Genomic DNA, 26,556 nt, shown 5'->3' with positions numbered 1-26,556 from the left:
CTTCAGTTCGGCGTCATCGCCGGCGGTTGCGTCGCCCGCCGCGCCAGTTCCTGCCGGTAAAGGGCAAGGAAGTCGATGTTGTCGAGCGACAGCGGAGGGAACCCGCCGTCACGGGTCACGTCGGAGACGATGCGGCGCACGAAGGGGAACAGCATGCGCGGACATTCGATGAGCAGGAACGGATGCATCTGGTCCTCCGGCACGCCCTCGATCGCGAAGACCCCGGCGTAATCCAGCTCCAGCAGGAACAGCGGCTCGTTGTTGGATTTGTTGCGCGAGGTGATCTTGAACTTGGTTACCACCTCATAGTGGTTGGTCGTCCCGCGCTTGCGGGCATCAAGGCTCACCTGCACCTGAATGTCGGGCTGCATCTCGCCGTTCTGAGCACCCTTCTGGGCGACGACATTCTCGAACGACAGGTCGCGCGTGTACTGTGCGAGCACCTGCATCCTGACTTGCGGCGCCTCGGGGGCCCCGCCATTCGCCACTTCAGCCATCAGAACCTCCTCAAGGTCGTTTGGGTTCGTGACTATCAGGTCGCAGAGCCTGCCTCAATGCCGCGTCCAGCCGGAATTTCCATGCGTGGGATTCTTGCCGGGAGGAATTTCCTCAAACTCCGCATCGATGACGATATCCTTGGGGCTCTGCTCATTCGGACGGCGCGTGTCACCTGCCGTGCGCATCCCGAAAGTGCGCACCTGGATGCGCCGCGACGCCTCTCTCAGAATGAAGCGCCGGACCGGCGGAATGAGCAGCAGGATACCCACCGCATCGGTGAAGAAGCCGGGAAGCATCAGCAGGAATCCCGCCATCATGATCATCGCGCCATGCGCCATCGGCGCGGATGGATCGCCCAGCGTCTCCAGCCGCCGCCGCATATCGTTGAGCGCGCCCTGGCCCTGCCGCCGCACGACGGCCATGCCTGCCAGCGCGGACAGGACGATCAGGCCGAGCGTTGGCCACACGCCGATCCATCCTCCGACAAGAATGAACAGCGCAATCTCGACCAACGGAAGGAGGACAAGGGCGAGGAGCAGATACATATCCGGTTCGAGGCCTTTAAGATGGGGTTGCGGCATTTGATCCGGGGCGCTGCGGTGGACTCAGGCCCCCTGCTCCCCTACATAGGTAGAACAGCCGCCGAATGCCATGTTCCGACCTCTTTTGACGCACCCCGAGGTATAAATGAGCTCCGCCGTTATCCAACTCATCGTTCTTGCCGGGATCGCCGTGTTCCTGATCCTGAGGCTGCGGAGCGTTCTGGGCAGCCGCGAAGGATTTGAAAAGCCGTCACTTCCTGTGGGAGATGAGGCCCGCCCGACGCCCCGCCGGAATTTCGAGGTCATTGATGGTGGTCCCGATCAGGACATCACGGATCACGTGCCTGAAGGGTCTCCTGCTGCTGTCGCGCTCGCCAGCATGAAGAAGGCCGATCCCGCCTTCAACGTGGGCGAGTTCCTGCATGGGGCCCGTGCGGCCTATGAGATGATCCTCATGGCATTCGAGCGCGGCGAGATCGAAACCGTGAAACCTTACGTTTCGGATCAGGTGTACGCCACCTTCGCGCATGTGATCGAGAGCCGCAGACGGGAGGGGCTGACCGTTCAATCCACCTTCGTCGGTATTCGCGAGCTTTCACTGGCCGACGCGACCTTCGATCAGGGGAGCGGGGAAGGGGCGGTCACCGTGCGGTTCACCGGCGAGCTGACCTCTGTCGTCCGTGATGCGGCGGGACAGATCGTTGAGGGCAATCCGAATGAGATCCGCCGTCAGCGCGATGTCTGGACTTTCGCTCGGATCATGGGATCGAATGACCCCAACTGGCAGCTTGTCGCGACCGGAGAATGACGGAGCGCTTGGCTGGGGCAGGCGCGGGATTGTCACCCGACGCCCTGCCGGGATGGAATGATGACGATCATGAGGCGGCCCTGGCCGCCTTTTTGGTCACTTCGGCGGCGGGGCACGGTCCCGCGCGACGCTATTGGGAGCAGGGGTTCCGGGCCGTGGAGCTTGCCGGAGACTGGATGTTCACCGGCTACTATGAGCCTGAACTTCCGGCTCGCAGCCAGCCGGATGCCCGTTTCCGCCATCCGGTTCACCGCCTGCCCGAAGGTTTGTCCGCAGGGAAACCGTGGTTCAGCCGTGCGGAGATCGCTGCAGGCGACCTGCTCCGGGGGCAGGAGATCGCGTGGCTGGACGATCCGCTCGAGGCGTTTCTCCTGCAGGTGCAGGGCTCCGGGCGGCTGGTGCTGGAGAATGGCCGCGTCCTGCGCCTCGGCTACGGCGGGTGGAACGGCCATCCCTATGTTTCCATCGGCCGGCAGCTTGTTCTTAGGGGAGAGATCCCGCTGGAGGCGATGTCCACCGAAGCCATTCGCGACTGGGCGCGCCGGAACCCTGACCGGCTGTCCGACCTTCTGAATACCAACCCGTCCTACGTCTTCTTCCGCCTGCTGGACCTCCCCCCAGCGACAGGTCCGCTGGGCGCGATGGAGCGACCGCTGACGGCTGGCCGGAGCCTTGCCGTGGACCCTTCTGTCGTGCCGCTCGGCGCGGCGGTCTGGGTGCGGGTGGAGGAGATGGCCCGCCTGATGGTGGCGCAGGACACCGGCAGCGCGATCAAGGGGCCGCGGGGTGACATCTTCTTCGGCTCGGGTGCGGAGGCAGGGCGGCGCGCGGGGCGCCTGCGGCACCCCGGGCAGGCTTTCCTGCTTCTCCCGCGGGAGGGCTGAGATGGCGCGCAAACGGCGGGACATCACCCCCGAGGAGGCGAAACTCTGGCAGAGCGTGGCGCGCTCCACCCTGCCGATGCATCGCATCGAGCCCCTGCCCGAGCCCGAAGAACGTCCCGTGCGGCCCATCGTGCCCCGTGTGCAGGAGCCTACACCAGCCGCGATACCGGCCGCGATTCAGGCGTTCCGGGTCGGGGAGAGGGCGGACGCAAGACGGCCCCATACCTTGCTTGGCTCTCTGCCGGAGCGGTTGGCCTCGGGTGGCGTCAGGATGGATCGGCGCACCTTCGACCAGATGAACCGCGGCAAGATCTCGCCCGAAGGGCGGCTCGACCTGCACGGGATGACGCTGGCAGAGGCGCATGGCGCGCTTGTCCGCTTTGTGATGGATGGCCACCGTCGGCAGCGTCGGCTGCTGCTGGTGATTACGGGAAAGGGTCGAAACCCGAGCGATGAGGGCCCTATTCCCGTCCGCATGGGGGCGCTTCGCCATCAGGTGCCGCAGTGGCTGACGCTGCCACCGCTGGGCGGGCTCGTCTTGCAGGTGACCCCGGCGCATATCCGCCATGGCGGTGCCGGGGCCTATTATGTCTATCTGCGCCGCAACCGGGCCTAGCAGGCGGCTTAAAAACCATTCCGGGTCGTCCTGAGGCGGAGATCTTCCCCACATTGTCGAAGAGCGCCCCGGACACCGCGAGTTTTGGCTCGTGACCGGAGCGATTTCTTGGCCCTCAGCGCAAGCCCAGGTAGATACCCGGCTTTTTCAGCGCCATGCCAGGCGTCAGGCGGCTTTCATCACGGCTGCCTCGATCGAGGCTTCGATGATATCCAGCGCCTCATCCACCTGCGCCCAGGGCGTGGTCAGCGGCGGCAGCAAACGGATGACGTTGTAGCGCGTCCCGCAGGAGAGGAGGATCAGCCCTCGCGTCTCCGCTTCCGCCACGATCCGGCCGGTAAGTGCGGCATCGGGGGCGCGGGTCTCCCGATCCGTCACGAGTTCAAACGCGTTCATCGCCCCAAGGCCTCGCACATCGCCGATGCACTCCATGCCCTGCCGTCGGGAGATGGCCTCCAGCCGGGCGCGGATCCGCTCTCCCATCTCGGCAGCGCGGAGGCAGAGCGCCTCCTCTTCCACGATGTCGAGGACGGCGTTCGCGGCAGCCACGGCCAGAGGATTGCCCGCATAGGTGCCCCCGAGCCCGCCCGCGCCCGGCGCATCGACGATCTCTGCCCGGCCCGTGACCGCAGAGAGCGGGAACCCTCCCGCCAGCCCCTTGGCCATCGTGACGAGATCGGGCGCCACGCCCGCATGTTCAAAGCCGAACATCTTGCCGGTGCGCGCGATACCGGCCTGAACCTCATCCCCGATCAGGACGATGCCATGGCGATCACAGATCTCCCGGACCGCACGAAGGAAGCCGAAGGGCGCGATGTTGAAACCACCCTCACCCTGCACCGGCTCCACGATGATCGCGGCCACCCGCTCGGGATCGACGGAGCTGGCAAACAGCCGCTCCAGATCGGCCAGAGCCTGCGCCTCGCTGACGCCGTGGTACTCGTTGGGGAAGGGGGCGTGGACAACTTCCGCCGGCATCGCGCCGAAACCCTTCTTGTAGGGCGCGACCTTGCCCGTCAGCGCCATGCCGAGCAGCGTCCGGCCATGGAATGCGCCGGAAAAAGCGATGACACCCGACCGCCCCGTATAAGCGCGCGCCATCTTGACCGCGTTCTCCACCGCTTCCGCGCCGGTGGTGACAAGCATGGTTTTCTTGGGAAAATCGCCGGGCGCGGCAGCGTTCAGCCGCTCGGCAAGCCGAAGGTAGGATTCGTAAGGTGCGACATGGAAGCAGGTATGGGTGAAGGACTGCGCCTGCTCTGCGACGGCGGCCATGACCTTCGGATGGCGATGCCCGGTATTGTTGACGGCGATACCGGCGGCGAAGTCGATGTAGCGCCTGCCATCCGCATCCCAGAGTTCGGCGTTTTCCGCGCGCACCGCATAGATGCCACGGGTGGAGACGCCGCGGGCGACGGCGGCCTCCTTGCGGGACGAAAGCGTTCTGCTGTCAGTCATCGGCGATCTCCATGTTGAGGTGGAAATATGTAAGATCGCTTCAAATTTTGAGCAACAGATTCGTTGGTGAAATTCACAGATAGGGGGGTGTGCAGGCGGATATCACCACCGTCCGTCCGGGATGGACATTGCGGAAACGGTGGGGAAGGCGGCTGTCGAACAGGTAGGAATCGCCGGGAAGAAGGACCCGCACGTCCTCCCCCACGGTCAGTTCGAGCGCACCTTCGATCACATAGCCGCCTTCGTTTGAAAAATGCTCCAGCATTGTGTTTCCGGTATCGGCGCCCTGCTCATAGACCTCATGCAGAATCTGGAGGTTGTGCCGCCGTGCATTGCCGATCTGACGGAGGGCCATCCGTCCCGTGAACTCCGCCCCGCCCGATACGGGCAGCTTGGAGGTGAGGTCCACAAGCTCCGCATCCGTGAAGAAGGGGCCTTCCGCCTCCTGCCGCTCCGCTTCAAAGAAATCCGCCATGCTGAGGCTCAATCCGCTTAATACTTTGCGCAAAGTTGAGACGGATGGGCTGGAGCGATTCTGCTCGATCACGGAGATCTGCGCATGCGGCACTCCAGCCCGCTCGGCCAGTTGACGTTGCGACAATCCCGCCGCCCGGCGCATCGCCAGCAGCCGCGCGCCGATGTCGAACTGTCTCTCCCCGTTCACGTCGCATCTCCCATGATCGTCTTGCCGGACCCTAGGCCGAACCACTCCCGGCGTCCATTAACCGCGGCTTGCCGCCTGCGTTCCCTCTGCCGGTGCAAGACGGAGAGAGCGGTTGACTTTTACCCCGAAGTTTTATTTACGAACGGTCGTCTTTTAAAAATCTGGAACCCTATGGGCCGCAAGCAGACCATAGACCGGGCGGAAATTCTTCGTGCCGTGGAAACCGTCGTTGCCCGTGATGGGGCGGCGGGGCTGACCATCGGCGCTGTGGCCGCCGAAATGGGCATCAGCAAGGCCGGTGTCCTTTACGACTTCGGGTCGAAGGAAGGGCTGATCCTTGCCTATACCGAAAGCCGCATCGACGGCTGGCGGGAGGAGGTCCGCGAGCGCGAGGTCGCCCGCGAGGGCGAGGCGAACCAGCGGTTGAACAGCATCCTCGACAAGTATCAGGCCTGCGCGGGCGTGGACGATTCCCAGATCGCGCTGGCCATTTCGGCGGCCATGGTGGCAAGCCACGGCTGTCGGGACATCGTGCGCCGTGCGCATGAGGATGACATCCAGACCATCATCTCCGAAGCGGTGCAGGATGCCGGAGACCCGGCTCCTGCCCTCATCGCCTATCTCGCACTCTGGGGGCTCAAGTCGCTTGAGTTTCAAGGCGTGTCGGGATGCGATCCCGGCCTGCGGGACAAGGTTGTCGCCGCCCTTCGCGCCCTTCCCTCTCTCTCCCTTCCCTCCCCCCTCGCATCGGAAAATACAGGCACCGAATGATCCGCTCATCCCTTGACCGCGCCTGGCGCGGAATTGCACTCGTCGCGATGCTCTGCCTGCCCCTCCCCGTGGCGGCTCAGCAGGGACAGATGCCCCCAACCTCCGTCAGCGTCATCACCATGACGCCCGAAGCTCTGCCCGTGGTCAACGAACTGCCGGGGCGCGTCTCCGCCACACGTATCGCCGAAGTGCGCCCGCGCGTTTCCGGCATCGTGGTGGACCGTGTGTTCGAACAGGGGAGCATCGTGAAGGAGGGCGATGTCCTCTACAAGATCGACCCCGCCCAGTTCGAGGTGCGTGTCCGCGCCGCCGAGGCGCAGCGCGCCCGGGCCGAGGCCACCGAAATGAACGCTGAAATCGAATATCGCCGTCAGCAGCAGCTCCGGGAGCGGAACGTTTCTGCCCGCGCCGATCTGGATACCGCCGAAACCGTGCTGGCGCAGGCCCGCGCCGATGTCGCCGCCGCAGAGGCGGCGCTGCAGGAGGCGAAACTCAATCTCGACTATACCCAGGTCAGGGCGCCCATCGCGGGCACGATCGGCCGCGCGCTGGTGACGGAGGGGGCGCTTGTCACCTCGCAGAGCGATATCATGGCGCTGATCCAGCAACTTGACCCGCTCTATGCCGACTTCACCCAATCCTCCTCCGATCTGCGCCGGCTCCGGCAGGCGATGGCGGCAGGCCAGTTGGTCGCGACCGCTCCGAACGAGGCGCAGGTGACGCTGTTCTTCGATGACGGCACGCAATACGAGCACCCCGGCAAGCTGCTGTTCTCCGAAGCCACCGTCGATACGACCACCGGCCAGGTGCTTCTGCGCGGTGAATTCCCGAACCCCAACGGGGAGCTTCTGCCGGGGCTTTATGTCCGCGTCCGTATCGAGCAGGCGATCCGTGACAATGCGCTCGCCATCCCGCAGATGGCCGTCCTGCGCGATGCGCAGGGCAATGCGCAGGTCTATGTCGTCCGCGATGACGATACCGTGGAGCTTCGCACCCTCCAGCTTGGCCCGACGATCGGCAACCGCTGGATCGTGGACGGCGGGTTGCAGGCGGGCGAGCGTGTCGTGGTCGTCGGTTCCCAGAAGCTTTTCCCGGATGCCAAGGTCGTGCCGCAGCAGTGGTCGCAGGCCGAAAACGGCGCGAACTGAGGACGTCAGATGCCGCATTTCTTCATCAAGAGGCCCGTCTTCGCCTGGGTGATCGCGATTTTCATCGTGCTCGCCGGTGTGCTGGCGCTGCCCTCCATCCCGATCTCGCAATATCCCCGCGTCGCTCCGCCGCAGATCCAGATTTCAACCAGCTATACCGGCGCCTCGCCGGAGGAAATCTACCAGTCCGTCGCTCGTCCCATCGAGGAAGAGCTGAACGGCATCAGCGGGATCATGTATTTCGAATCCACCTCGGATACCTCCGGCCGGATCGCGATCACCGCCACCTTCACCCCGGAAACGGATGTCGGCAGTGCGCAGGTGGACGTGCAGAACGCGGTTGCCCGCGTGCAGCCGCGCCTGCCCTCGCAGGTCGTGAACCAGGGGATCACCGTGCGGGAGGCCGGTGCGGGCTTCCTGCTCATGGTCGCGCTGACCTCCACCGACAACAGCTATGACGTGGTCGGACTGGGCGACTATATCAACCGCAATATCGTAGGCGAGTTGCGGCGCATCAACGGCGTGGGCGAGGCGCAGATCTTTGCCGCGCAACGCGCCATGCGGGTCTGGCTGGACCCGGACAAGATGACCGGGCTCAACCTCTCCTCCGCGGATGTCGTGGCAGCGATCCGGGCACAGAATGCGCAGGTGGCGGCAGGCTCCGTCGGTGCCGCGCCGAACCCGATAAACCAGCAACTCACCGCAACCGTTCTCGTCAAGGGCCAGCTTTCCACCCCCGAGGAGTTCGGCGAGATCATCCTGCGCGCCAATCCCGACGGTTCCGCCGTGCGGCTCCGCGATGTCGCCCGGGTGGAGGAGGGGGGGGAGAGCTACACCTTCGCCTCGCGCCTGAACGGGCAGCCTTCCGCCGCCGTCGGCATTCAGCTTTCCACCACCGGCAATGCGCTGGCGACGTCTGAGGCCATCCACGCCAAGATGGCTGAACTGTCCGGTTTCTTCCCGGAAGGCATCGAATACTCGATCCCCTATGACACCTCTCCCTTCGTGCAGGCCTCCATCGAAAAGGTGATCCACACGCTGATCGAGGCGGTCATTCTGGTGTTCCTGGTGATGTTCCTGTTCCTGCAGAACATCCGCTACACCGTGATCCCGACCATCGTCGTGCCGATTGCGCTGTCCGGGACGCTGGCGGTGATGTGGGCGACCGGCTTTTCGGTGAACGTGCTGACCATGTTCGCGATGGTTCTGGCCATCGGCATTCTGGTGGACGATGCGATTGTCGTGATCGAGAACGTCGAGCGCATAATGGTCTCCGAGGGTCTGCCGCCCCGGGAGGCCACCGAAAAGGCCATGCACCAGATCACCGGTGCGATCGTCGGGATCACGCTGGTGCTGTCGGCCGTGTTCATCCCGATGGCCTTCTTCCCGGGCTCGACGGGCATCATCTACCGCCAGTTCGCTTTGACGATGGTGGTGTCGATCCTGTTCTCCGCCTTCCTTGCCCTTACCCTGACACCGGCGCTCTGCGCGACCTTCCTGAAACCCGTCACGCATGACCATCATGCCAAGAAGGGGTTCTTCGGCTGGTTCAACCGGGGCTTCGACCGGACGACCGAGGGCTATACAAGCGGCGTGCGGCGGGTGGTGAACCGGCCCTGGCCGATGATGCTGGTTTACGTGATCCTCTGCGCGGCGGTCGGTTACGGCTTCCTGCAACTGCCGACCTCCTTCCTGCCGAACGAGGATCAGGGCTTCATCATCGCCGATGTGCAGGCGCCTCCCGCAGCCTCCGCCAACCGCACGAGCGCGGTGCTGGAGACGGCGGAGGGCATCTTCAGCGAGATGCCGGAGGTGGAGAACGTGGTGAGCCTTCGCGGCTTCTCCTTCTCCGGCTCCGGGGCGAACGCCGGGCTCATGTTCGTGACCTTCAAGGACTGGTCGGAGCGGGATCGTTCTGCCCAGCAGATCGCCAACGCCGCGAATGCGCAACTCTTCGGTGTGCAGGATGCCCGCGCCTTTGCCCTGTCACCCCCTGCGATCCAGGGCTTCGGCACCTCCTCCGGCTTCAGCTTCCGGCTTCAGGACAGGGTGGGCCACGGCCAGCAGGCGCTGCAGGCGGCGGCGAACCAGCTCATGAGCATGGCGGGCCAGAGCCCGATCCTTGCGGGCCTGCGCGCAGAGGGCCTGCCGGATGCCGCGCAGGTGCAGGTGACGATCGACCGGGAGAAGGCGAATACCTTCGGTGTGACCTTCGCCGACATCTCCTCCACCATCTCGCAGTATCTTGGGTCGCTCTATGTCAACGACTTCCCGAACAACGGGCGGATGCAGCGCGTGGTGGTGCAGGCGGGCGAGTCCGCCCGCATGCAGGCAGAGGGGCTTCTGGACCTGACGGTGCGCAACAGCCACGGCGGAATGGTGCCCTTCTCCTCCTTCGCGACGCTGCATTGGGAGCGGGGCCCGGCACAGGTGGTGGGCTACAACGCCTATCCCTCCATCCGCATCGCCGGTCAGGCCGCACCCGGCCATTCCTCCGGTGCCGCCATCGCGGAGATGGAGCGGCTGGCGGGCGAACTGCCGGAAGGCTTCGGCTACGAATGGACCGGGCAGTCGCTGGAGGAGATCTCCTCGGGCAACGCCTCCACCCTCCTGTTCGGCATGTCGATCCTGTTCGTGTTCCTGCTGCTCGCCGCACTTTACGAAAGCTGGTCGATCCCGATCTCGGTCATGCTCGTCGTGCCGCTGGGGGTCATCGGCTGCGTGATCGCGGTCATGCTGCGCGACATGCCGAACGACGTGTATTTCAAGGTGGGTCTCATCGCGATCATCGGTCTATCGGCCAAGAACGCGATTCTCATCGTGGAATTCGCGAAAGCGCTGCGGGAGGAGGGCAAGACTGCGCTCGAGGCGGCGGTAGAGGCGGCGAAGCTGCGCTTCCGCCCGATCCTGATGACCTCGCTCGCCTTCACGCTGGGCGTGGTGCCGCTCGCCATCGCCACGGGGCCATCGGCGGCCAGCCAGAACGCCATCGGCACGGCGGTGATCGGGGGCATGGTCGCCGCGACCGTACTGGCCGTGTTTTTCGTGCCGGTGTTCTTCGTGGTGGTCATGGCGCTCTTCGAACGTCGCAAGAAGGCGCCCGTCGCAGCCTGAGTGCTTGGCCGGCAACGCTGCCGGCCCCATACTCCACAGGGCGTCCGGGGAACCGGGCGCCCCTTTCGTTTCCGGGAGCCGCCCATGACGCGCCGTATCCTCGTCGCCGGAACCTGTCTGCTTCTCATCCTGCTGTCGGTCTGGCAGGCGGGGCGCATCGCGCTCCGACACTATCTGGAAGCGGACCGTCAGCGGGCCGAAACGGCGCTCCGTCTGACCACCGGCGCGATGACCGGCTATCTCGCGCGCTACGAGGTGGCGCCTGACCTGCTCGCCGCTCTGGATCAGGTGCGGGCGCTGGCGGCCGATCCCGCAAACCCTGCCCGCACCGCCGAGATCAACGCGATGCTTACGGAGCGGAACGCCGCGCTTCAGGCCTCCGACATCTATGTCATAGGGCGCGACGGCGTGACGCTGGCCGCCAGCAACCACGACCGGCCTGACAGTTTCGTGGGTCAGAACTTCAGCTACCGGCCCTATTTTCAGGACGCGATCTCCGGGCGGCTCGCGCGCTTCTACGGGATCGGCACCACCTCGGGCCTTCGGGGATACTACTTCTCCGCGCCGATCCGCCGGGGCGGGGATATTCTGGGCGTGGTGACGGTGAAGATCGGCCTCGACGCGCTGGAGGAGAGCTGGTCCGGCAGCGAATACCGCATTTTCGTCACCGACCCGGAGGGGGTCGTCTTCATGTCTTCCGTGCCGGAGTGGCTCTACGGCGGCCTGATGCCGCTGACGCCGGACCGGGTGGCGCGAGAGGAAGCCTCCCGCCGCTATGCGGGGGAGCGGCTGTTCCCCCTGCCGCTCACACGGCAATCGGTGGCGGGGGTGGAGACGCTGCGCGAGGCAGGCGGACGGCGCAACGATTACACTGCCGTGGCGCAGGTCTCGTCCGACGCCGGATGGCAGGTTCATGTCCTGCTCGACAGCGCCTCCGCCCGGGCACAGGCGGCGCTGGCGGCGCTGGCCACGGGGCTTCTGCTCTGCCTGCTGCTTTCCGCGGCCATGGTCATCCGGCAGCGCAGCGCGGGCCAGCGGGAACGGCTGGCGCTGCAGGAACGCGCCCGCGCGCATCTGGAGCAGCGCGTCGCACGCCGGACATCGGCGCTCAATGCCGCGAACCTTCGGCTGGAGGCGGAGATCGCGGAGCGCCGCGAGACGGAGAACGAGCTTCGCCGCACGCAGGCGAGCCTCGTTCAGGCTGGCAAGCTCGCCGCGCTGGGCCAGATGGCCGCGGCCCTCTCGCACGAACTCAACCAGCCGCTGGCCGCGGCGCGGAACTATGCCGATAACGCAATGACCCTCATCGACAGGCAGGATCTTCCCCGGGCGCGCGACAATGTGGGCCGCATCCACGCCCTTGTGGATCGCATGACCTCCATCGGTCAGCATCTGCGCAATGTCGCCCGCAACCCGGAGGAGAAGCTCGGCCCGGTCGATCTCGCGCCGCTCATGGACGAAACCCGCGCCATCGTCGCCCCCCGGCTGGAGGCGGCGGGTGCGGTACTGGAAATGGAGATCGCGCCCGACCTTCCCGCGCTCCGTGCCGGGGCGACGCGCCTTCAACAGGTGCTGGTCAACCTCATCGGCAATGCCGCCGACGCGGCAACGGAGGCGGAGGACCGCCGCATCCATCTGACCGCGCATCTGGAGGAGGGCCTCGCCATCATCCGCGTGCGCGATCACGGGCCGGGAGTGCCGGCGGCGATCATCGACCGCATTTTCGATCCGTTCTTCACAACCAAGCGGGTGGGGGCGGGCCTTGGGCTGGGGCTTTCCATCTCCTATAACATCGTCAAGGATTTCGGCGGCGATCTCCGGGTGACGGACACCGGCCACGGCGCGGAATTCGCGGTCATCCTGAACGTGGCGGAGCGACGGGGAGCGGCGGCGTGAGCATCATGCGGATATTGCTGGCCGACGATGACGCGGAAATGCGTCATTCCACGGCGGAGGGGCTGGACCTTGCGGGTTTCCAGGTCGAGGCATTTGCCTCCGCGGAGGAGGTTCTGGCCCTTGCCGCCCCGGGGTTCAACGGCGTCATCGCCAGCGATATCCGCATGCCCGGCATGGATGGCATGACCCTGCTGGACCGCGTGCGGGAGATCGACGCGGAAATCCCCGTGGTCCTCATCACCGGCCATGCAGAGGTGCAGCTCGCCGTCGAGGCCATGCGGCGTGGGGCCTACGACTTCATCGAGAAGCCCTTCACCATGCAGGCGCTGGTGGCGGTGCTGCGCCGCGCGCTCGACCACCGGGGGCTGGTGCTGGAGAACCGGCGGCTCCGTGCGGCGGCGGGCAAGCGGGACGATATCGAAACCCGCGTGCCGGGCCGCTCCCAGGGGATGGTGGACCTGCGCTACCGTCTGCGCGCCATCGGCGCCTCGGATGCCGATGCGCTCATCATCGGGCCGACGGGGGCAGGGAAGGAGGTCGTCGCGCGGGCGATGCACGACCTGTCCTCCCGCGCGCAGCGGCCGTTTATCGCCATCGATTGCGCCGCGTTGCCCGCGACGCTGATCGAAAGCGAGCTGTTCGGCCATGAGATCGGCGCCTTCCCCGGGGCGCTGCGGTCGCGGTTCGGCAAGTTCGAACATGCCCGCGGAGGGACGATCCTGCTCGATGAGATCGGCTCCATGCCCTTCGATCTTCAGGCCAAGCTGCTGCGGGTGCTGGAGGCGCGGGTCATCACCCGGCTGGGGTCGCACGATGCCATCCCCCTTGATGTCCGCTTCATCGCCACCAGCAAGGTCGATCTGGCGGAGGAGGTGGCCGCAGGCCGCTTCCGGGAGGATCTCTACTACCGGCTGAACGTCGCGACGATCCGGCTGCCTTCGTTGATGGAGCGCCGGGAGGACATACCGCTCCTCTTCCTCCACCTCGCTCGCGAAGCGGCGGCGCGGCATGGCGTGGCGGAGCGGGAGGCGCCTCCCGGCCTGCTGGCCAGGCTCTCCACCCGCGACTGGCCCGGAAATGTGCGCGAGCTACGCAATGCCGCTGAACGCTTCGTGCTCGGAATCGAGGGTATGGAGAGCGCGACGGGCGAGGGCTCCCGGCTGTCGGACCGGGTGGCGGAGTTCGAGCGGAGCCTCATATCCGGCGCGATCAGCGCCCATGGGGGCCGGTTGAAGCCGGTCTATGAAGCGCTCGGGATCTCTCGCAAGACGCTCTATGAGAAGATGCAGAAATACGGTCTGGACAGAAAGCTTCTGTCGGAAACGGCAGAAGCCACGGAGCTGGAACCCGAATTTTCCGCCCGGCAATAACATTTTGGTGACCTGTCGTTCCGGAAATGCCATCCTTTCCCGGAGGGTGCGGCCAATCAGCGCCCCTGAGGGAGGATACCATGACGAGGAAACTCATCGGCGGCTTGGCTGCCGGCTTTGCGATGCTTGCCGGTGCGGCAATGGCGCAGGACTATCCCACGCGGCAGATCACGATGATCGTGCCCTTCTCGGCGGGTGGCCCGACCGATACCGTCGCGCGGCTTGTGGCGGAGTCCATGTCCCGCGATCTCGGCCAGCAGGTCATCATCGAGAACGTGGGCGGTGCCGGTGGAACGCTTGGCGCGGGCCGGGTTGCGACGGCGGATCCTGACGGCTACACGCTGCTGCTCCACCATATCGGCATGGCGACCTCGGCCACGCTGTATCGCAAGCTGGCCTATGACACGCTGGGCGACTTCGAGTATGTGGGCCTCGTCACCGAAGTGCCCATGACCATCGTTTCCCGCAAGGACATGGAAGCCGCAGACCTCAAGGGCCTGATCTCCTACGTCAAGGAACACGCGGACGAGGTGACGCTCGCCAATGCCGGGATCGGCGCGGCCTCGCATCTCTGCGGGATGATGTTCATGTCGGCCATCGACACGCCTCTGGTGACGGTGCCCTACAAGGGGACGGGCCCGGCGATGACGGATCTGTTGGGCGGGCAGGTGGATCTGATGTGCGACCAGACCACCAACACCACCCAGCAGATCAAGGGCGGCACGATCAAGGCCTATGCCGTGACCTCGCCCGAACGGCTGGCGATCTTCCCCGATCTGCCCACCGCGTCCGAGGCGGGCCTTGACGGCTTTACCGTGGGCATCTGGCACGGCATCTATTCGCCGAAAGGCACGCCGGCGGCGATCAACGAGCGCCTCTCCGTCTCGCTGCAGAAGGCGCTTGCCGATCCGAACGTGATTGCACGCTTTGCGGAACTTGGCACCACGCCCTCCTCCGCCGCGGAAGCGACCCCGGCGGCGCTCAAGGAGAAGCTGGAGACGGAAATCGCCCGCTGGAAGCCGGTGATCGAGGCTGCCGGCGTCTATGCCGACTGACCCCCGATGGTCGATCTGCTGCGTCCGACTCTGTCGGGCGCTCCCCATCCGGAGATCCGAATGTCACGTCATCTGAACACCAGCAGTCTGATCGGCGGCGCGCTGCTGGTCCTCACCGCCCTGTTCTTCGCGCTGGAATCGCTCGACCTGGAGCTTGGGACATCGCGGCGCATGGGGCCGGGTTACTTCCCGTTCGTCCTGTCGCTGGTGCTTGGTCTCCTGGGGCTCATCATCCTTTTCGACGGCTTTCGCACCAGGGGCGAACCGATCGGCGAAATCGCGTGGAGGGGCATGCTGTTCATCCTTCCTGCGCCGATCTTCTTCGGGCTGACGGTGCGGGGGCTGGGCTTCGTGCCGGCGCTGTTCGTCACGGCGCTCATCGCTTCCTTCGCCTCCACGCGGATGCGCCCTCTGGGCGCGGTGGTGCTCGCCGTTGCCATCACGGTGTTTTCGACCCTTGTGTTCAGCTATGCCCTCGGCCTGCCGTTCCGGCGTTTCGGCCCCTGGCTCCCGTTCTGAGGCCCGACGATGGATCTGCTCTCAAACCTCGCGCTGGGCTTTGCCACGGCATCGACGCCTGCGAACCTGCTGTTCTGCCTGATCGGGGCGCTGCTCGGTACGCTGGTGGGCGTGCTGCCGGGGATCGGCGCCACGGCGACCATCGCCATGCTGCTGCCGATCACGTTCCAGCTGGAACCCGTCTCCTCGCTCATCATGCTGGCGGGCATCTACTACGGCGCGCAATACGGCGGCTCGACCACGGCCATCCTCATCAACATGCCGGGCGAATCGTCCTCTGCCGTGACGGCGATCGACGGCTATCAGATGGCGCGCAAGGGAAAGGCGGGCACTGCCCTTGCCATTGCCGCGCTGGGATCCTTCTTTGCCGGGACGGTTTCCACCCTGCTGGTGGCGATCTTTGCGCCGCCGCTCACCGCCATTGCCCTGCGCTTCGGCGCGGCGGAGTATTTTTCGCTGATGCTCCTCGGCCTCGTCATGTCCATCGCGCTTGCGCATGGCTCGGTGCTCAAGGCGCTGGCCATGGTGGTGCTCGGGCTGCTGCTCGGGCTGGTGGGCACGGATATCTACACCGGCACGCCGCGGTTCACTCTGGGCATCCGCGAATATGCCGACGGGCTGAACTTCGTCGCGCTTGCCGTGGGCGTTTTCGGCATTGCGGAGATCCTGCGCAACCTGGAGTCTGAGGGGAGCCGCTCCATCCTGCGCACCACTGTGGACAGGCTCATGCCCAACCGGGAGGAGTTCCGGCGCATGGTGGCACCGGTGTTGCGCGGGACGGCGCTTGGCTCGGTGCTGGGCATCCTGCCGGGGGGCGGGGCGATCCTTGCCTCCTTCGCCTCCTACACGATGGAAAAGCGTCTCGCGAAGAACCCTGCGGAATTCGGCCACGGTGCGCTGGAGGGCGTGGCGGGGCCGGAATCCGCCAACAATGCCGGGGCGCAGACCTCCTTCATCCCCTTGCTTACGCTGGGGATTCCCGCAAATCCCGTCATGGCGCTGATGATCGGCGCGATGATCATTCAGGGCATCGTTCCCGGCCCCAATGTGGCGACGGAGCAACCCGCGCTCTTCTGGGGGATCATCGCCTCGATGTGGATTGGCAACCTGATGCTCGTCGTGCTGAACCTGCCGCTGATCGGGCTTTGGGTAAAGCTGCTGACGGTCCCCTACTACGTGCTGTTTCCCATCATCATGGCCTTCTGCTCCATCGGTGTTTACAGCGTCGCCTCCAACACCTTCGACCTCTATGCCGTCGCGGCCTTCGGTCTGCTCGGCTATGTCATGGCCAAACTGGGGTTCGAGCCCGCGCCGCTGCTGCTGGGCTTCGTCCTCGGCCCGATGATGGAGGAGAACCTGCGCCGGGCTATGATTCTGTCGCGGGGCGATCCCATGACCTTCGTCAACCGGCCGATCAGCCTGACGCTCCTGCTGCTGACGCTGGCCGTGCTGGTGGTGCTGTTCCTGCCCAACATCCGCCGCAAGCGGGAAGAGGTGTTCGTCGAGGAATGAACCCGATCCGGCCCTGCCTCGGGCTTGGGTCTTTTCCCCGGGGCCGGGCCTGTGGTAGCACGGGCCCGGATTTTCCCGGAGAGATGACATGGACGGTTTGGACGCACTGAGGGGCAGGTATCTCGACGGCATCGCCGGGGCGTCGGATGAGTCGTCGCTGGAGGATATCCGCCTTGCCGCGCTGGGCAAGAAGGGCGAGATCAGCCTGAAGATGCGCGAACTGGGCAAGATGACCCCGGAGGAGCGCCAGACCACCGGCGCCGCGCTGAACCGCCTGAAGGACGAGATCGACGCCGCCCTTCGCGCCCGCAATACCGCTCTCGGCGATGCGGCGCTCGACGCCCGGCTGAAGGCGGAGTGGCTGGACGTCACCCTGCCCGCCCGCCCCCGCCGTCAGGGCACGATCCATCCCGTGAGCCAGGTGACGGAGGAGGTCACCGCCATCTTTGCCGACATGGGCTTCGCCGTGGCGGAAGGCCCGCAGGTGGAGAGCGACTGGTACAATTTCGACGCGCTGAACATCGCGCCCGAGCACCCCGCCCGGCAGGAGCATGACACCTTCTTCATGGCGCGCGATCCGGGCGACAACCGCCCGCCGAACGTGCTGCGGACCCATACCTCGCCCGTGCAGATCCGCGCGATGCAGGAACGGGGCGCCCCGCTTCGCGTCATCTGTCCGGGGCGCGTCTATCGCATGGACATGGATCAGACCCACACGCCGATGTTCCATCAGGTCGAGGGGCTGGCGCTCGGCCGCGACATCAACATGGCCAACCTCAAATGGGTGCTGGAGGAGTTCTGCCGTGCCTTCTTCGAAGTGGACAGCGTGGAACTGCGCTTCCGCGCCTCGCACTTCCCCTTCACCGAACCCTCGGCGGAGGTCGATATCCGCTGCTCCTGGGAGGGTGGCCAGCTCAAGATCGGCGAAGGCGACTCGTGGCTCGAAATCCTCGGCAGCGGCATGGTCCACCCGAAGGTTCTGGCCGCGGGCGGCATCGACCCGAACGAATGGCAGGGCTTCGCCTTCGGCATGGGCATCGACCGGATCGCCATGCTGAAATACGGCATCCCCGACCTGCGCGCGTTCTTCGAAAGCGACCTGCGATGGCTCAAGCACTACGGCTTCGCCGCGCTCGATGTGCCGGGGATTGTGGGCGGGTTGAGCAGGTGAGCCAAGGAGTAGGGGCATTCGTCACGACTAGCGACATTGCAGCTGTGGTTTCTGCAGTCGCGGCTGTGGGGACACTTCTACTGACTTCCGGGGCGATTTGGATTGGCTTTCGCCAGTTGAGCAGTTGGCGCGATGAGGCGCGCTCTATGAAACGGGCAGAAGCGGCAGAAGCTCTTATTATGGCAGCGGTAAATGTTGGAGATTCGTTCGATTTCATCCGTAGTCCCGTTCGTGAACTGGACGCAGAAAATCCAGATGCCGAATTTGAGGAATATATTGGTCGGCTCAAACAGGAACGCGATTTCTTTGAAATACTTCAGCAGGCAAAAGTTGCCGCTCAAATCCGTCTTGACCTGGCTCTCGATAGCCCTGCGGTATCGGCTGCCGAACGCCTGCTAACTTTGCGGAACTCGCTCCGTTCAAGCTTGAAGGTAGCCTATAATCTTCGTGATAGGTCTCCCAACGAATATCGCCGTAAGCTCTACAGCTTTAATTCGGGGACTGACGAGTTTCGAAATGAACAGATCGAGCTGATCGAGACAATCAAAAAGCAGCTGCTGTCTACCGCCCATCTAGAGGCGAAGGAAAACAAAAAATGAAATTCACCCTCTCCTGGCTGAAAGACCATCTCGACACCACGGCCACCGTCGAGGAAATCGCTGAGACGCTGACCGATCTCGGGCTGGAGGTGGAGGAGGTGTCCGATCCTTCCGCCCGGCTGAAACCCTTCACGCTGGCGAAGGTGCTCCACGCCGAACAGCACCCCGATGCCGACCGGCTCCGGGTCTGCCGCGTGATGACGGACGAGGGCGAGAAGCAGATCGTCTGCGGTGCGCCCAATGCGCGGGCGGGGATCACCGTCGTGCTGGTGAAGCCCGGTGACTATGTGCCCGGGCTCGACATCACGCTCGGCGTGGGCAAGATCCGCGGCGTGGAAAGCCATGGCATGATGGCCTCCGAACGCGAGCTGGAACTGTCGGACGAGCATGACGGGATCATCGAACTTCCCTCGGGCGAGGTCGGCGAGAAATTCGTGGACTGGCTGGCGGAGAACCGTCCCGGCGCGGTCGATCCGATGTTCCACATCAAGATTACCCCCAACCGCCCCGATGCGCTGGGGGTGCGGGGCGTCGCGCGCGATCTGGCGGCGCGGGGCCTTGGAACGCTGAAGCCGCTGGCCGTCGAAAAGGTGCCGGGCGCCTTCCCGAACCCGATCCCGGTGAGCATCGAGGGCAATACGCTCCCCTTCTGCCCGCTCTTTGCCGGGCGGGTGATCCGCGGGGTGAAGAACGGCCCCTCGCCCTCATGGATGCAGGCGCGGCTGAAGGCCATCGGTCTGCGGCCCATTTCCGCGCTGGTGGACATCACCAATTACTTCACCTTCGATCTGAACCGCCCGCTGCATGTCTTCGACGCGGACAAGGTCAAGGGCACGCTGACCGTGCGCTCGGCCCGGGAGGGGGAAGACCTGCTGGCGCTGGATGGCAAGAGCTACGCCCTGACGCCCGGCATCACAGTGATTGCCGATGATGCCGGTGTGGAGAGCCTGGGTGGCGTCATGGGGGGCGAGGCTTCGGGCTGCACGGAGGAGACGGTCAGCGTCTATCTGGAGGCCGCGTATTTCGACCCGATCCGCACGGCAACGACGGGTCGCGCACTCAAGATCATCTCGGACGCGCGCTACCGGTTCGAGCGTGGCATCGACCCGGACTTCACGCTGGAGGGGATGGAGCTTGCGACGCGCATGATCCTCGACCTCTGCGGGGGTGAGGCGTCGGAGGTGCAGGTCGCGGGCGCGGTCCCCGATACCGCCCGCGCCTATCGCTGGCAGCCGGAGCGGATCATCAGCCTCGTCGGCATGGATATCCCCGCGACGGAGCAGAAGCGCACGCTGGAGGCGCTCGGCTTCACCTTCACGGGCGATATGGCCAGCCCCCCCTCCTGGCGCCCCGACGTGCTGGGAGAGGCCGATCTGGTGGAGGAGGTCGCGCGCGTGGCCTCCCTCACCAAGCTGCGGGGTCAGCCCCTGCCACGGGCGACGGCGGGGGTGCCCAAGCCGATCCTCTCCCCCCGGCAGCGGCGGGAGGGCGCGGCGCGGCGCACGGCGGCGACGCTCGGCTACAACGAATGCGTGACCTACAGTTTCATCTCCGAAGCGGCGGCAAAGCTGTTCGGCGGCGCAGAGCCGGCCACGCGGGTGGAGAACCCGATCTCCTCGGCCATGACGCATCTGCGCCCGTCGCTCCTGCCCGGCCTTCTGGAGGCTGCGGCCCGCAATCAGGCGCGCGGTTTCGCCGATCTGGCGTTCTTCGAGGTCGGGCCGGTGTTCACCGGCGGTGAACCGGGCGAACAGGCGACGGAGATCACCGGGCTTCTGGTGGGCGAGGCTGTCGGGCGCGATGTGCACGGCGGCCGGCGCGGTTTCGACGTGTATGACGCCAAGGCGGATGCGGAGGCGATCCTGTCGGCCGCGGGCGCGCCGCAGCGGGTGCAGATCAGCCGCGACGCGGGCGATGCCTTCCACCCCGGCCGGTCAGGCCGCATCGGCCTTGGCAAGAACGCCATCGCCACCTTCGGCGAGGTGCATCCCCGTATCCTGCGCGCCTTCGACGTGAAGGGCCCGGCGGTCGCCTTTACCGTTCATCTGGACGCGATCCCGCTGCCGCGCGGCAAGGGCACGACGCGCCCCGCGCTCGTGCTCTCCGATCTGCAGGCGGTGGAACGGGACTTCGCCTTCGTGATCGACCGCTCCGTGGAGGCCCTGACGCTCGTCAACGCCGCGCAGGGGGCGGACAAGGCGCTGATCGAGGAAGTGCGCGTATTCGACGAATTCTCCGGCGAGAAGGCGGAGGCGCAGATGGGTGCGGGCAAGAAGAGCCTCGCCATCACCGTGCGCCTCCAGCCCAAGGACCGCACCCTGACGGAGGAGGAGATCGCCGCCGTTTCCGCCAGGATCGTGGAGAAGGTCGCAAAGGCCACGGGTGGCGCGTTGCGCGGCTGACCCGCCCCCCGTCTGCCCCCGTCCGGCCCTCCGGCCGGGCGGGGAGCCGCCCGCGGCGGGCGCAAATGTCGCGCAGCCTTGAAGACCGGCGTGGGATGACGCACATCTGGCCCGTGCAACAAGCCCGGATGATGCAATGAAAATCGCCCACCGTGAGATCGGACCCGGTCAGCCGCCGCTGGTGATCGCCGAGATCGGGATCAACCACGGCGGCAGTCTCGCCGTCGCCAAGGAGATGGTCCGCCTCGCCGCCGCTTCGGGCTGCGAATGCATCAAGCATCAGACGCACATCATCGAAGACGAGATGACGGAGGAGGCGAAGTCCATCTTCCCGCCGAATGCCGATGTCTCGATCTGGGAGGTGATGGAGCGGAATGCCCTGAGCCGCGAGGACGAGATCGCGCTGAAGGATTATACCGAGGGGCTGGGGATGATCTATCTCTCCACGCCCTTCTCCCGCGCGGCGGCCGATTTTCTGAACGACATCGGCGTGCCGGCCTTCAAGATCGGCTCCGGCGAGGCCGACAACCTGCCGCTCATCCGCCACATCGCCCGTTTCGGCAAGCCGGTCATCATGTCCACCGGGATGCAGACGATCCAGTCGGTCAGCGCCTCCGTGCGGATACTTGACGAGGCGGGGATCGACTACGCGCTGCTCGAATGCACGAACCTCTATCCCTCCCCGGCGGAGATCGTGTCCCTGAAGGGCGTGACGGAGTTGCGCGCCGCCTTCCCGAAGGCGGTCGTGGGTTTTTCCGACCATTCCATCGGGCCGGAGATGGCGCTCGCTTCCGTGGCGCTCGGCGCCTGTATCCTGGAGCGGCACTATACCGATACGCGCTATCGCATCGGGCCGGACATCATCAACTCCATGGATCCTGCGGAGCTGCGTTTCCTGATCGACCGGTCCCGCGAGATCTGGATCGCCGCCAACAACCCGAAGGAACGCACGCAGGCGGAGGAATCCGTCTATGCCTTCGCACGCGGCAGCGTGGTGGCGGATCGCGACCTTCCCGAAGGCCATGTCATCGCGGAGGCCGACATCTGGGCCCGCCGCCCCGGTTCGGGCGAAATTCCCGCCTATGAGTTCGACAGTGTGGTGGGCAAGCGGCTGACCCGTGCCGTCACCCGCAACACGCAGCTGAAATGGGCGGACCTCGCATGAGTCTCACGCGCGCCGATATGGGTTGCTGGCTCATCAACCTGCCCCGCGCGGTGGAGCGGCGGCGGAAGATGGAGGCGCAGCTTGCCGGGATGGACCTGCCCTATACCGTCTTCGACGGTGTGGATGGCAAGGCGCGGGCGGAGGAGCTTCTGAAGACCGTCGATCTGGAGCAGTTCGAACGCAACCTCGGGCGCAGGATTCTGATGGGCGGGATCGGCTGCTACCATTCCCATCTGGGCGTCTGGGGGGAATTTCTGGCCTCCGACAAGAAGGTCGCGTTGATCCTTGAGGATGACGTGGTGTTCCACGACGATTTCCTCTCCGCCGTCGATCTGGCGCTGGCGCATGACGGCGCCTGGGACGTCCTGAAGCTCAACCGGATCCGGGCCAAGATGCCGATCTGTCAGGGCAGGATCGGGCCGTATCATGTCAACGCCTATCTTGGTCCTGCGACCGGGACTGGAGCATATCTGGTGAAGCGGGAGGTGATCGAGCGCCTTCGCCCGGAAATGATCCCGATCACCCGCGCCACGGATCATGAGATCAACCGGTTCTTCATCCACGACTATCGGCTGTTCGGTCTGGAACCCTTCCCCAGCCATGTGGACGATGGCGGCCAAAGCCTTATCACCGGCTCCGGTTTCGCGGATGTGACGCGGCTGAAATGGTATCAGCGTCTTCCCTATTACCGATTGAAAGCTGCCAATTACTTTCGTCGCGGCTGGTGGTTGCTGAAGAAGGGCTATCTCTGGCCGCGCTGCGGGCGTCAACTTTAAGGATTTTGCATTGGAAACAGATGCGTGCTGAAACCTGAAACCAGAAAGTTGAATTCAGCCAAAGGTTGCTTGAAATAAAAATCAATGCGCTAGCCGTTGCAGACCTTATTATGGGTGCCGGAGCGCGTTTATTTTTCGGCAGCGATGGTTCTGTGGCAATGGCGGACGAGTTTTACGAAATTTCTTCGCTTTCCCTGCCGGAAGATTTCGAGACGTTCAGGCATCCGCCTGCGAGAACCCGGATCAGTGAACCCCAGTTCTGGGATGGATATGACAGGACGACGCTGATCTACGATGCCGTGTATATCGCCGACGATAATATCCTGCGGATCTGCTGTCCAAACCCTGTAAATCTTGCATCTATATTGCTGCGCGGCAGCTTTTCCATAGATGGAACTGGCGCAAGACCTGAGAGAGTACGTCGACAGGGGCAGTTCTGGACGCTGGATTTCCGGGTTTCTGCGAATCCGAAAAGTTTCGGGCTTCGGTATCGGCATTTATCTTTTGATGCTCCGGTTAATGCGACAAATGGTCGCGATTTTGCGGGGAAGAACTGCCTCTATTCCATGGTGAAGAATGGGGATCCGAAATGGATTCACGACTGGGGCTGTTTCACCGGAATGCCCACGGGGCCAATGCGGCTGTCGTCGTGAATAACGGGAGCAGGGATTTCACCAGCGCTGATATCGCTGCCGCCCTCCGCGATGCGGGACTGACGACGGTGCGGGTAGTGGAGGCGCCGCTTCGCTACGGTCCGGTTTCGGGCGCGCGGCGGGGACTGGGCCGGGCGGAGTTTCTTCAGGTCGCAATGATGAACCACATGCGGGATACGCTGTTTCGCGATGCCCGCGCGGTTCTCCCCGTCGATATCGACGAACTGGTGGTTTCGGAAACCGGGGAAAGCATCTTCGATCATGCGGTTCGCAGCCGGAGCGGTTATGTCACCATCCCGGGCCGGTGGCGTCATTCCGGCGGGCAGGAGAGCCGGCCGCGTCACGCATCCCACCGCTTCCGTGACCCGCAGGAGGAGCGGTGTGAGCCGAAATACTGCATCGTTCCGGGGTCTGTCCTGGGACGCTGGGTCTGGGGTGTGCACAGCCTTGCGGCGGTTCCGCGGAACCTGTTTCGCGGCCGGGGCTTCCACTTTCTTCACTGCCGGCAGATTTCCACATCCTGGAAGTTCGCTCGCGCGTTCGAGGCCGACCGGGCGCTCGAGGCCGATCCTGCCGCCGGGGCCGTGCTGGAGCGATTTCTGCCCGCGATGTCTTCAGAAGCGCCGCCAATGAATGACGCCCGTGAAGACGCGGCCTAGACCTCCTCTCCCGAGACGCCATATTGGGGGCCGCGAACGGCGCTGAGGGAACGCATGGCTGTGAAATCGGGACTGGGCTGGCGCGGCAAGGCGCTGCGGGAGATCAACCGGCTGCGTCATCAGGTGACCGATGCGTTGAGCGTTCTGCCTGATCGCTCCGCGACCCGGCGGCATGACGCGCGGTTCCCGGCGGCTGTGACGCTTCAGAAGGGAGCACAGGTGGCCGGGAGCCGGGTGGCGCTGGTGCTGCTCTATCAGCCTGCGGGGATCGCACCCTCGACCCTCGCGATGCTCGATCACCTGCTCGGGCGGGGCTACGTGCCGCTGGTGGTCTCCAACGCCCCGCTGGACGGGGGTGCGGAGGCTGTTCTCGCCCGCTCGGCCTTCGTTATGGAGCGGCCGAACTTCGGTTATGATTTCGGCGGCTACCGGGACGGGCTGAGAGTGCTGGAGGAACAGGGGCTGGACCCGGAGTGGCTGCTCATCCTCAACGACAGCATCTGGTTCCCGCTGCGCGAGGATGAGACGATGATCGCGCGGATGGAGGCCTCCGGCAGCCGCTTCCTTGGAGCGATGTATGAGTTGAAGGGCAACCGCGTCCATCGCTCCCATTACGAGAGCTACTTCTTCCTCGTCTCCCGCGCCGCGCGGCGGAGCACGGCTTTCCGCGACTACTGGCGCGATTACCTGATGTCCTCCACCAAGCGGAAGGTGCTCCAGCGGGGCGAGAAGGGCTTCTCGCAGGCGATGTTCGCGGGCGGCTTTGCCCCTTCCGGGCTTGCCTCGCGGCAGGCGTTTCTGGACCATGCCGCGACGGCGGATGACGGATGGCTCCGCAAGACGCTCGACTACGCCGCCTATTCGGAAGATGCGCTGGAGCAGGAGCGGGACGCGATCCTCGCGCTGCCCGATGGGAATGGCTTCCGTGACCGGGCACGGGACCATATCCGGCGCGCTTCCGCGGGCGGCACCTATCACGACACGTTCCACTGGGGGGCCGCGGTGCTGTTCGGCCTGTCATTCATGAAGAAGCGCAACCGGGCCCAGACGGTGGAGATGCGGCGGCAGTATCTCCGCGCCGTCGCGGCGGGCGATCTGGCCCCGCCGTTACCGGTCATGCTTGCCGAGATCCGGGCTTCCGTGCCAGAGGGCAGGGCATGACCCGCTCGCTCCTCTTCGTCACCGGCACGCGCGCCGATTTCGGCAAGCTCGAACCGCTCGCCGTCGCGGCGCGGGATGCGGGCTTCCGCGTGTCCTTCTTCGTGACCGGCATGCATATGATGGACCGCTACGGGCGCACGAAGATCGAGGTGCATCGTCTCGCCGGGGTCGAGGTGTTCGAGTTCCTGAACCAGCGGGAGGGCGATCCGCAGGACATGATCCTTGCCAAGACCGTCGTCGGATTTTCCGATTTCCTGGCGGAACACCGGCCCGATCTGGTCATCGTCCACGGTGACCGGGTGGAGGCTCTGGCCTGCGCGCTGGTCTGCGCCACGAATTACGTCCGCTGCGCCCATATCGAAGGCGGAGAGGTGTCGGGCACGATCGACGAGATCTTCCGCCACTGCAACACCAAGCTCGCCTGGTGCCATTTCGTCTCCTCCGAACAGGCAAAGGCGCGGGTCATGGCTCTGGGAGAGGCGCCGGAGGCGATCTATGTCATCGGCTCGCCCGAACTCGACAAGCATGGCGCGCCCTCCGGCGTGACGCTGGCGGAGGTGAAGGCGCGCTACGACATTCCCTTCGCCGATTACGGCATCGCGGTGTTCCATCCCGTCACCTCCGAAGCGGCGACCATCGGTGCGCAGGCGGAGACCCTGTTCGGAGCATTGGCGGAGTCGCGGCGGAATTTCGTCGTCATCCTGCCCAACAACGATCCTGGGTCGGAGGATATCTTCCGCGCCATCGACCGGCTTCCGGCGGAGCGCTTCCGGCGCATCCCGTCCATGCGCTTCGCCTATTTTTCCGAGCTGATGAAGAATGCGGCCTGTCTCGTGGGCAATTCATCGGCGGGCGTGCGGGAGGCGCCGTTTCTCGGCATCCCGTCGCTGGATATCGGCACGCGGCAGACCAACCGCTCGGAGGCGCCCTCCATTGTCCATACGCCTGCGGATCGGGCCGCCATCCTCGATTTTCTCACCACGGAGTGGGGACGCCGGTTTCCGCCGGACACGGCCTTTGGCGAAGGCCGCGCGGCGGATCGTTTCGTGGCCATCCTGAATGACGAGAGCTTCTGGGCGCGCGGCTTCCAGAAGGCCTTCCGCGACGTTGGCTGA

Annotated in this window: 24 protein-coding genes; 20 read left to right on the top strand and 4 right to left on the bottom strand. The window is 65.1% G+C overall.

The window, feature by feature from the left end; genetic code table 11:
- Nucleotides 1-2: 2 nt before the first annotated feature.
- A complete protein-coding gene (gene secB, locus RT513_RS06905; protein ID WP_088215929.1) occupies nt 3-497 on the bottom strand; it encodes a protein-export chaperone SecB in 495 nt (164 codons plus the stop codon).
- 54 nt (nt 498-551) lie between these two features.
- Nucleotides 552-1,043 carry an FxsA family protein gene (locus RT513_RS06900; protein WP_290684413.1) on the bottom strand — a complete coding sequence of 164 codons (492 nt, stop codon included), beginning with the start codon at nt 1,041-1,043 and terminating at the stop codon, nt 552-554.
- A gap of 142 nt (nt 1,044-1,185) precedes the next feature.
- Between RT513_RS06900 and RT513_RS06895 the strand changes: the two genes are divergently transcribed.
- The 3 genes from RT513_RS06895 to RT513_RS06885 are packed head-to-tail and all read left to right on the top strand — an operon-like array spanning nt 1,186 to nt 3,348.
- Entirely contained in the window at nt 1,186-1,848 is a 663-nt protein-coding gene (locus tag RT513_RS06895; RefSeq protein ID WP_290684415.1) for a Tim44/TimA family putative adaptor protein, read from the top strand.
- On the top strand, nt 1,845-2,732 hold the full coding sequence (locus RT513_RS06890) for a murein transglycosylase A (RefSeq protein WP_290684417.1): 888 nt from the start codon (nt 1,845-1,847) through the stop codon (nt 2,730-2,732). The genes RT513_RS06895 and RT513_RS06890 overlap by 4 nt, the downstream gene beginning before the upstream one ends.
- Nucleotide 2,733: 1 nt before the next feature.
- Complete coding sequence (locus tag RT513_RS06885) at nt 2,734-3,348, top strand: Smr/MutS family protein (RefSeq protein ID WP_290684419.1); 615 nt, start codon at nt 2,734-2,736, stop codon at nt 3,346-3,348.
- Between the two features lie 165 nt (nt 3,349-3,513).
- Here the strand turns inward: RT513_RS06885 and gabT are convergent, their stop codons facing one another.
- Together gabT and RT513_RS06875 are read right to left on the bottom strand one after the other, a co-directional pair.
- Nucleotides 3,514-4,806 (bottom strand): 4-aminobutyrate--2-oxoglutarate transaminase, encoded by a 1,293-nt coding sequence (gene gabT / locus RT513_RS06880; RefSeq protein ID WP_290684421.1) that lies wholly within the window; start codon nt 4,804-4,806, stop codon nt 3,514-3,516.
- Nucleotides 4,807-4,879: 73 nt separating this feature from the next.
- Entirely contained in the window at nt 4,880-5,470 is a 591-nt protein-coding gene (locus RT513_RS06875; protein ID WP_256947343.1) for a cupin domain-containing protein, read from the bottom strand.
- A 171-nt stretch (nt 5,471-5,641) separates the two neighbouring features.
- Here RT513_RS06875 and RT513_RS06870 point away from each other — a divergent pair, with 171 nt between their 5' ends.
- From RT513_RS06870 to neuC, 17 genes are all read left to right on the top strand, one after another.
- Nucleotides 5,642-6,241, top strand: coding sequence for a TetR/AcrR family transcriptional regulator (locus RT513_RS06870; RefSeq protein ID WP_290684424.1), 600 nt, complete (start codon nt 5,642-5,644; stop codon nt 6,239-6,241).
- Nucleotides 6,238-7,389, top strand: a complete 1,152-nt coding sequence (locus RT513_RS06865; RefSeq protein ID WP_290684426.1) for an efflux RND transporter periplasmic adaptor subunit — start codon at nt 6,238-6,240, stop codon at nt 7,387-7,389. Before RT513_RS06870 ends, RT513_RS06865 begins: the two co-directional genes overlap by 4 nt.
- 9 nt (nt 7,390-7,398) lie before the next feature.
- Entirely contained in the window at nt 7,399-10,503 is a 3,105-nt protein-coding gene (locus tag RT513_RS06860; RefSeq protein ID WP_088215936.1) for an efflux RND transporter permease subunit, read from the top strand.
- An 84-nt stretch (nt 10,504-10,587) separates the two neighbouring features.
- On the top strand, nt 10,588-12,399 hold the full coding sequence (locus RT513_RS06855; RefSeq protein WP_290684429.1) for an ATP-binding protein: 1,812 nt from the start codon (nt 10,588-10,590) through the stop codon (nt 12,397-12,399).
- A 5-nt stretch (nt 12,400-12,404) separates the two neighbouring features.
- Nucleotides 12,405-13,769: a sigma-54-dependent transcriptional regulator gene (locus tag RT513_RS06850; protein WP_290684542.1), complete on the top strand. Its 1,365-nt coding sequence runs from the start codon at nt 12,405-12,407 to the stop codon at nt 13,767-13,769.
- An 80-nt stretch (nt 13,770-13,849) separates the two neighbouring features.
- A complete protein-coding gene (locus RT513_RS06845) occupies nt 13,850-14,824 on the top strand; it encodes a tripartite tricarboxylate transporter substrate-binding protein (RefSeq protein ID WP_290684431.1) in 975 nt (324 codons plus the stop codon).
- 60 nt (nt 14,825-14,884) lie between these two features.
- Entirely contained in the window at nt 14,885-15,343 is a 459-nt protein-coding gene (locus RT513_RS06840) for a tripartite tricarboxylate transporter TctB family protein (protein ID WP_290684433.1), read from the top strand.
- 9 nt (nt 15,344-15,352) lie between these two features.
- On the top strand, nt 15,353-16,855 hold the full coding sequence (locus RT513_RS06835) for a tripartite tricarboxylate transporter permease (protein ID WP_290684435.1): 1,503 nt from the start codon (nt 15,353-15,355) through the stop codon (nt 16,853-16,855).
- An 88-nt stretch (nt 16,856-16,943) separates the two neighbouring features.
- Entirely contained in the window at nt 16,944-18,026 is a 1,083-nt protein-coding gene (pheS, locus tag RT513_RS06830) for a phenylalanine--tRNA ligase subunit alpha (protein WP_409518402.1), read from the top strand.
- A gap of 146 nt (nt 18,027-18,172) precedes the next feature.
- The gene (locus tag RT513_RS06825) at nt 18,173-18,625 is read left to right on the top strand and encodes a hypothetical protein (protein ID WP_290684437.1); all 453 of its coding nucleotides are present in this window, start codon (nt 18,173-18,175) and stop codon (nt 18,623-18,625) included.
- Nucleotides 18,622-21,027 (top strand): phenylalanine--tRNA ligase subunit beta, encoded by a 2,406-nt coding sequence (gene pheT, locus RT513_RS06820; RefSeq protein WP_290684439.1) that lies wholly within the window; start codon nt 18,622-18,624, stop codon nt 21,025-21,027. The genes RT513_RS06825 and pheT overlap by 4 nt, the downstream gene beginning before the upstream one ends.
- Before the next feature lie 136 nt (nt 21,028-21,163).
- Complete coding sequence (locus RT513_RS06815) at nt 21,164-22,192, top strand: N-acetylneuraminate synthase family protein (protein WP_290684444.1); 1,029 nt, start codon at nt 21,164-21,166, stop codon at nt 22,190-22,192.
- Nucleotides 22,189-22,968: a glycosyltransferase family 25 protein gene (locus tag RT513_RS06810; RefSeq protein WP_290684446.1), complete on the top strand. Its 780-nt coding sequence runs from the start codon at nt 22,189-22,191 to the stop codon at nt 22,966-22,968. Before RT513_RS06815 ends, RT513_RS06810 begins: the two co-directional genes overlap by 4 nt.
- Nucleotides 22,969-23,033: 65 nt before the next feature.
- Complete coding sequence (locus RT513_RS06805; protein WP_290684448.1) at nt 23,034-23,621, top strand: hypothetical protein; 588 nt, start codon at nt 23,034-23,036, stop codon at nt 23,619-23,621.
- The gene (locus RT513_RS06800; protein ID WP_290684450.1) at nt 23,558-24,280 is read left to right on the top strand and encodes a hypothetical protein; all 723 of its coding nucleotides are present in this window, start codon (nt 23,558-23,560) and stop codon (nt 24,278-24,280) included. The genes RT513_RS06805 and RT513_RS06800 overlap by 64 nt, the downstream gene beginning before the upstream one ends.
- Before the next feature lie 54 nt (nt 24,281-24,334).
- Nucleotides 24,335-25,441: a rhamnan synthesis F family protein gene (locus tag RT513_RS06795; RefSeq protein WP_290684452.1), complete on the top strand. Its 1,107-nt coding sequence runs from the start codon at nt 24,335-24,337 to the stop codon at nt 25,439-25,441.
- Nucleotides 25,438-26,556 (top strand): UDP-N-acetylglucosamine 2-epimerase, encoded by a 1,119-nt coding sequence (gene neuC / locus RT513_RS06790; protein ID WP_290684454.1) that lies wholly within the window; start codon nt 25,438-25,440, stop codon nt 26,554-26,556. The genes RT513_RS06795 and neuC overlap by 4 nt, the downstream gene beginning before the upstream one ends.

The organism is Haematobacter sp. (assembly GCF_032102465.1).
GTDB lineage: Bacteria > Pseudomonadota > Alphaproteobacteria > Rhodobacterales > Rhodobacteraceae > Haematobacter.
Note: the sequence above shows the minus strand (reverse complement) of the source record. Positions and strands in the feature narration are given on the sequence as shown.

Bases quoted from the DNA above. Each gene is read 5' to 3' on its own strand.
- RT513_RS06835 (WP_290684435.1), top strand. From the start codon at position 15,353: ATGGATCTGCTCTCAAACCTCGCGCTGGGCTTTGCCACGGCATCGACG.
- RT513_RS06870 (WP_290684424.1), top strand. From the start codon at position 5,642: ATGGGCCGCAAGCAGACCATAGACCGGGCGGAAATTCTTCGTGCCGTG.
- RT513_RS06795 (WP_290684452.1), top strand. From the start codon at position 24,335: ATGGCTGTGAAATCGGGACTGGGCTGGCGCGGCAAGGCGCTGCGGGAG.
- RT513_RS06840 (WP_290684433.1), top strand. From the start codon at position 14,885: ATGTCACGTCATCTGAACACCAGCAGTCTGATCGGCGGCGCGCTGCTG.
- RT513_RS06800 (WP_290684450.1), top strand. From the start codon at position 23,558: ATGGATTCACGACTGGGGCTGTTTCACCGGAATGCCCACGGGGCCAAT.
- RT513_RS06815 (WP_290684444.1), top strand. From the start codon at position 21,164: ATGAAAATCGCCCACCGTGAGATCGGACCCGGTCAGCCGCCGCTGGTG.
- RT513_RS06900 (WP_290684413.1), bottom strand. From the start codon at position 1,043: ATGTATCTGCTCCTCGCCCTTGTCCTCCTTCCGTTGGTCGAGATTGCG.
- RT513_RS06850 (WP_290684542.1), top strand. From the start codon at position 12,405: ATGCGGATATTGCTGGCCGACGATGACGCGGAAATGCGTCATTCCACG.
- neuC (WP_290684454.1), top strand. From the start codon at position 25,438: ATGACCCGCTCGCTCCTCTTCGTCACCGGCACGCGCGCCGATTTCGGC.
- RT513_RS06825 (WP_290684437.1), top strand. From the start codon at position 18,173: ATGAAACGGGCAGAAGCGGCAGAAGCTCTTATTATGGCAGCGGTAAAT.
- RT513_RS06845 (WP_290684431.1), top strand. From the start codon at position 13,850: ATGACGAGGAAACTCATCGGCGGCTTGGCTGCCGGCTTTGCGATGCTT.
- pheT (WP_290684439.1), top strand. From the start codon at position 18,622: ATGAAATTCACCCTCTCCTGGCTGAAAGACCATCTCGACACCACGGCC.
- RT513_RS06890 (WP_290684417.1), top strand. From the start codon at position 1,845: ATGACGGAGCGCTTGGCTGGGGCAGGCGCGGGATTGTCACCCGACGCC.
- gabT (WP_290684421.1), bottom strand. From the start codon at position 4,806: ATGACTGACAGCAGAACGCTTTCGTCCCGCAAGGAGGCCGCCGTCGCC.
- RT513_RS06885 (WP_290684419.1), top strand. From the start codon at position 2,734: ATGGCGCGCAAACGGCGGGACATCACCCCCGAGGAGGCGAAACTCTGG.
- RT513_RS06860 (WP_088215936.1), top strand. From the start codon at position 7,399: ATGCCGCATTTCTTCATCAAGAGGCCCGTCTTCGCCTGGGTGATCGCG.
- RT513_RS06865 (WP_290684426.1), top strand. From the start codon at position 6,238: ATGATCCGCTCATCCCTTGACCGCGCCTGGCGCGGAATTGCACTCGTC.
- RT513_RS06810 (WP_290684446.1), top strand. From the start codon at position 22,189: ATGAGTCTCACGCGCGCCGATATGGGTTGCTGGCTCATCAACCTGCCC.
- pheS (WP_409518402.1), top strand. From the start codon at position 16,944: ATGGACGGTTTGGACGCACTGAGGGGCAGGTATCTCGACGGCATCGCC.
- RT513_RS06855 (WP_290684429.1), top strand. From the start codon at position 10,588: ATGACGCGCCGTATCCTCGTCGCCGGAACCTGTCTGCTTCTCATCCTG.
- secB (WP_088215929.1), bottom strand. From the start codon at position 497: ATGGCTGAAGTGGCGAATGGCGGGGCCCCCGAGGCGCCGCAAGTCAGG.
- RT513_RS06895 (WP_290684415.1), top strand. From the start codon at position 1,186: ATGAGCTCCGCCGTTATCCAACTCATCGTTCTTGCCGGGATCGCCGTG.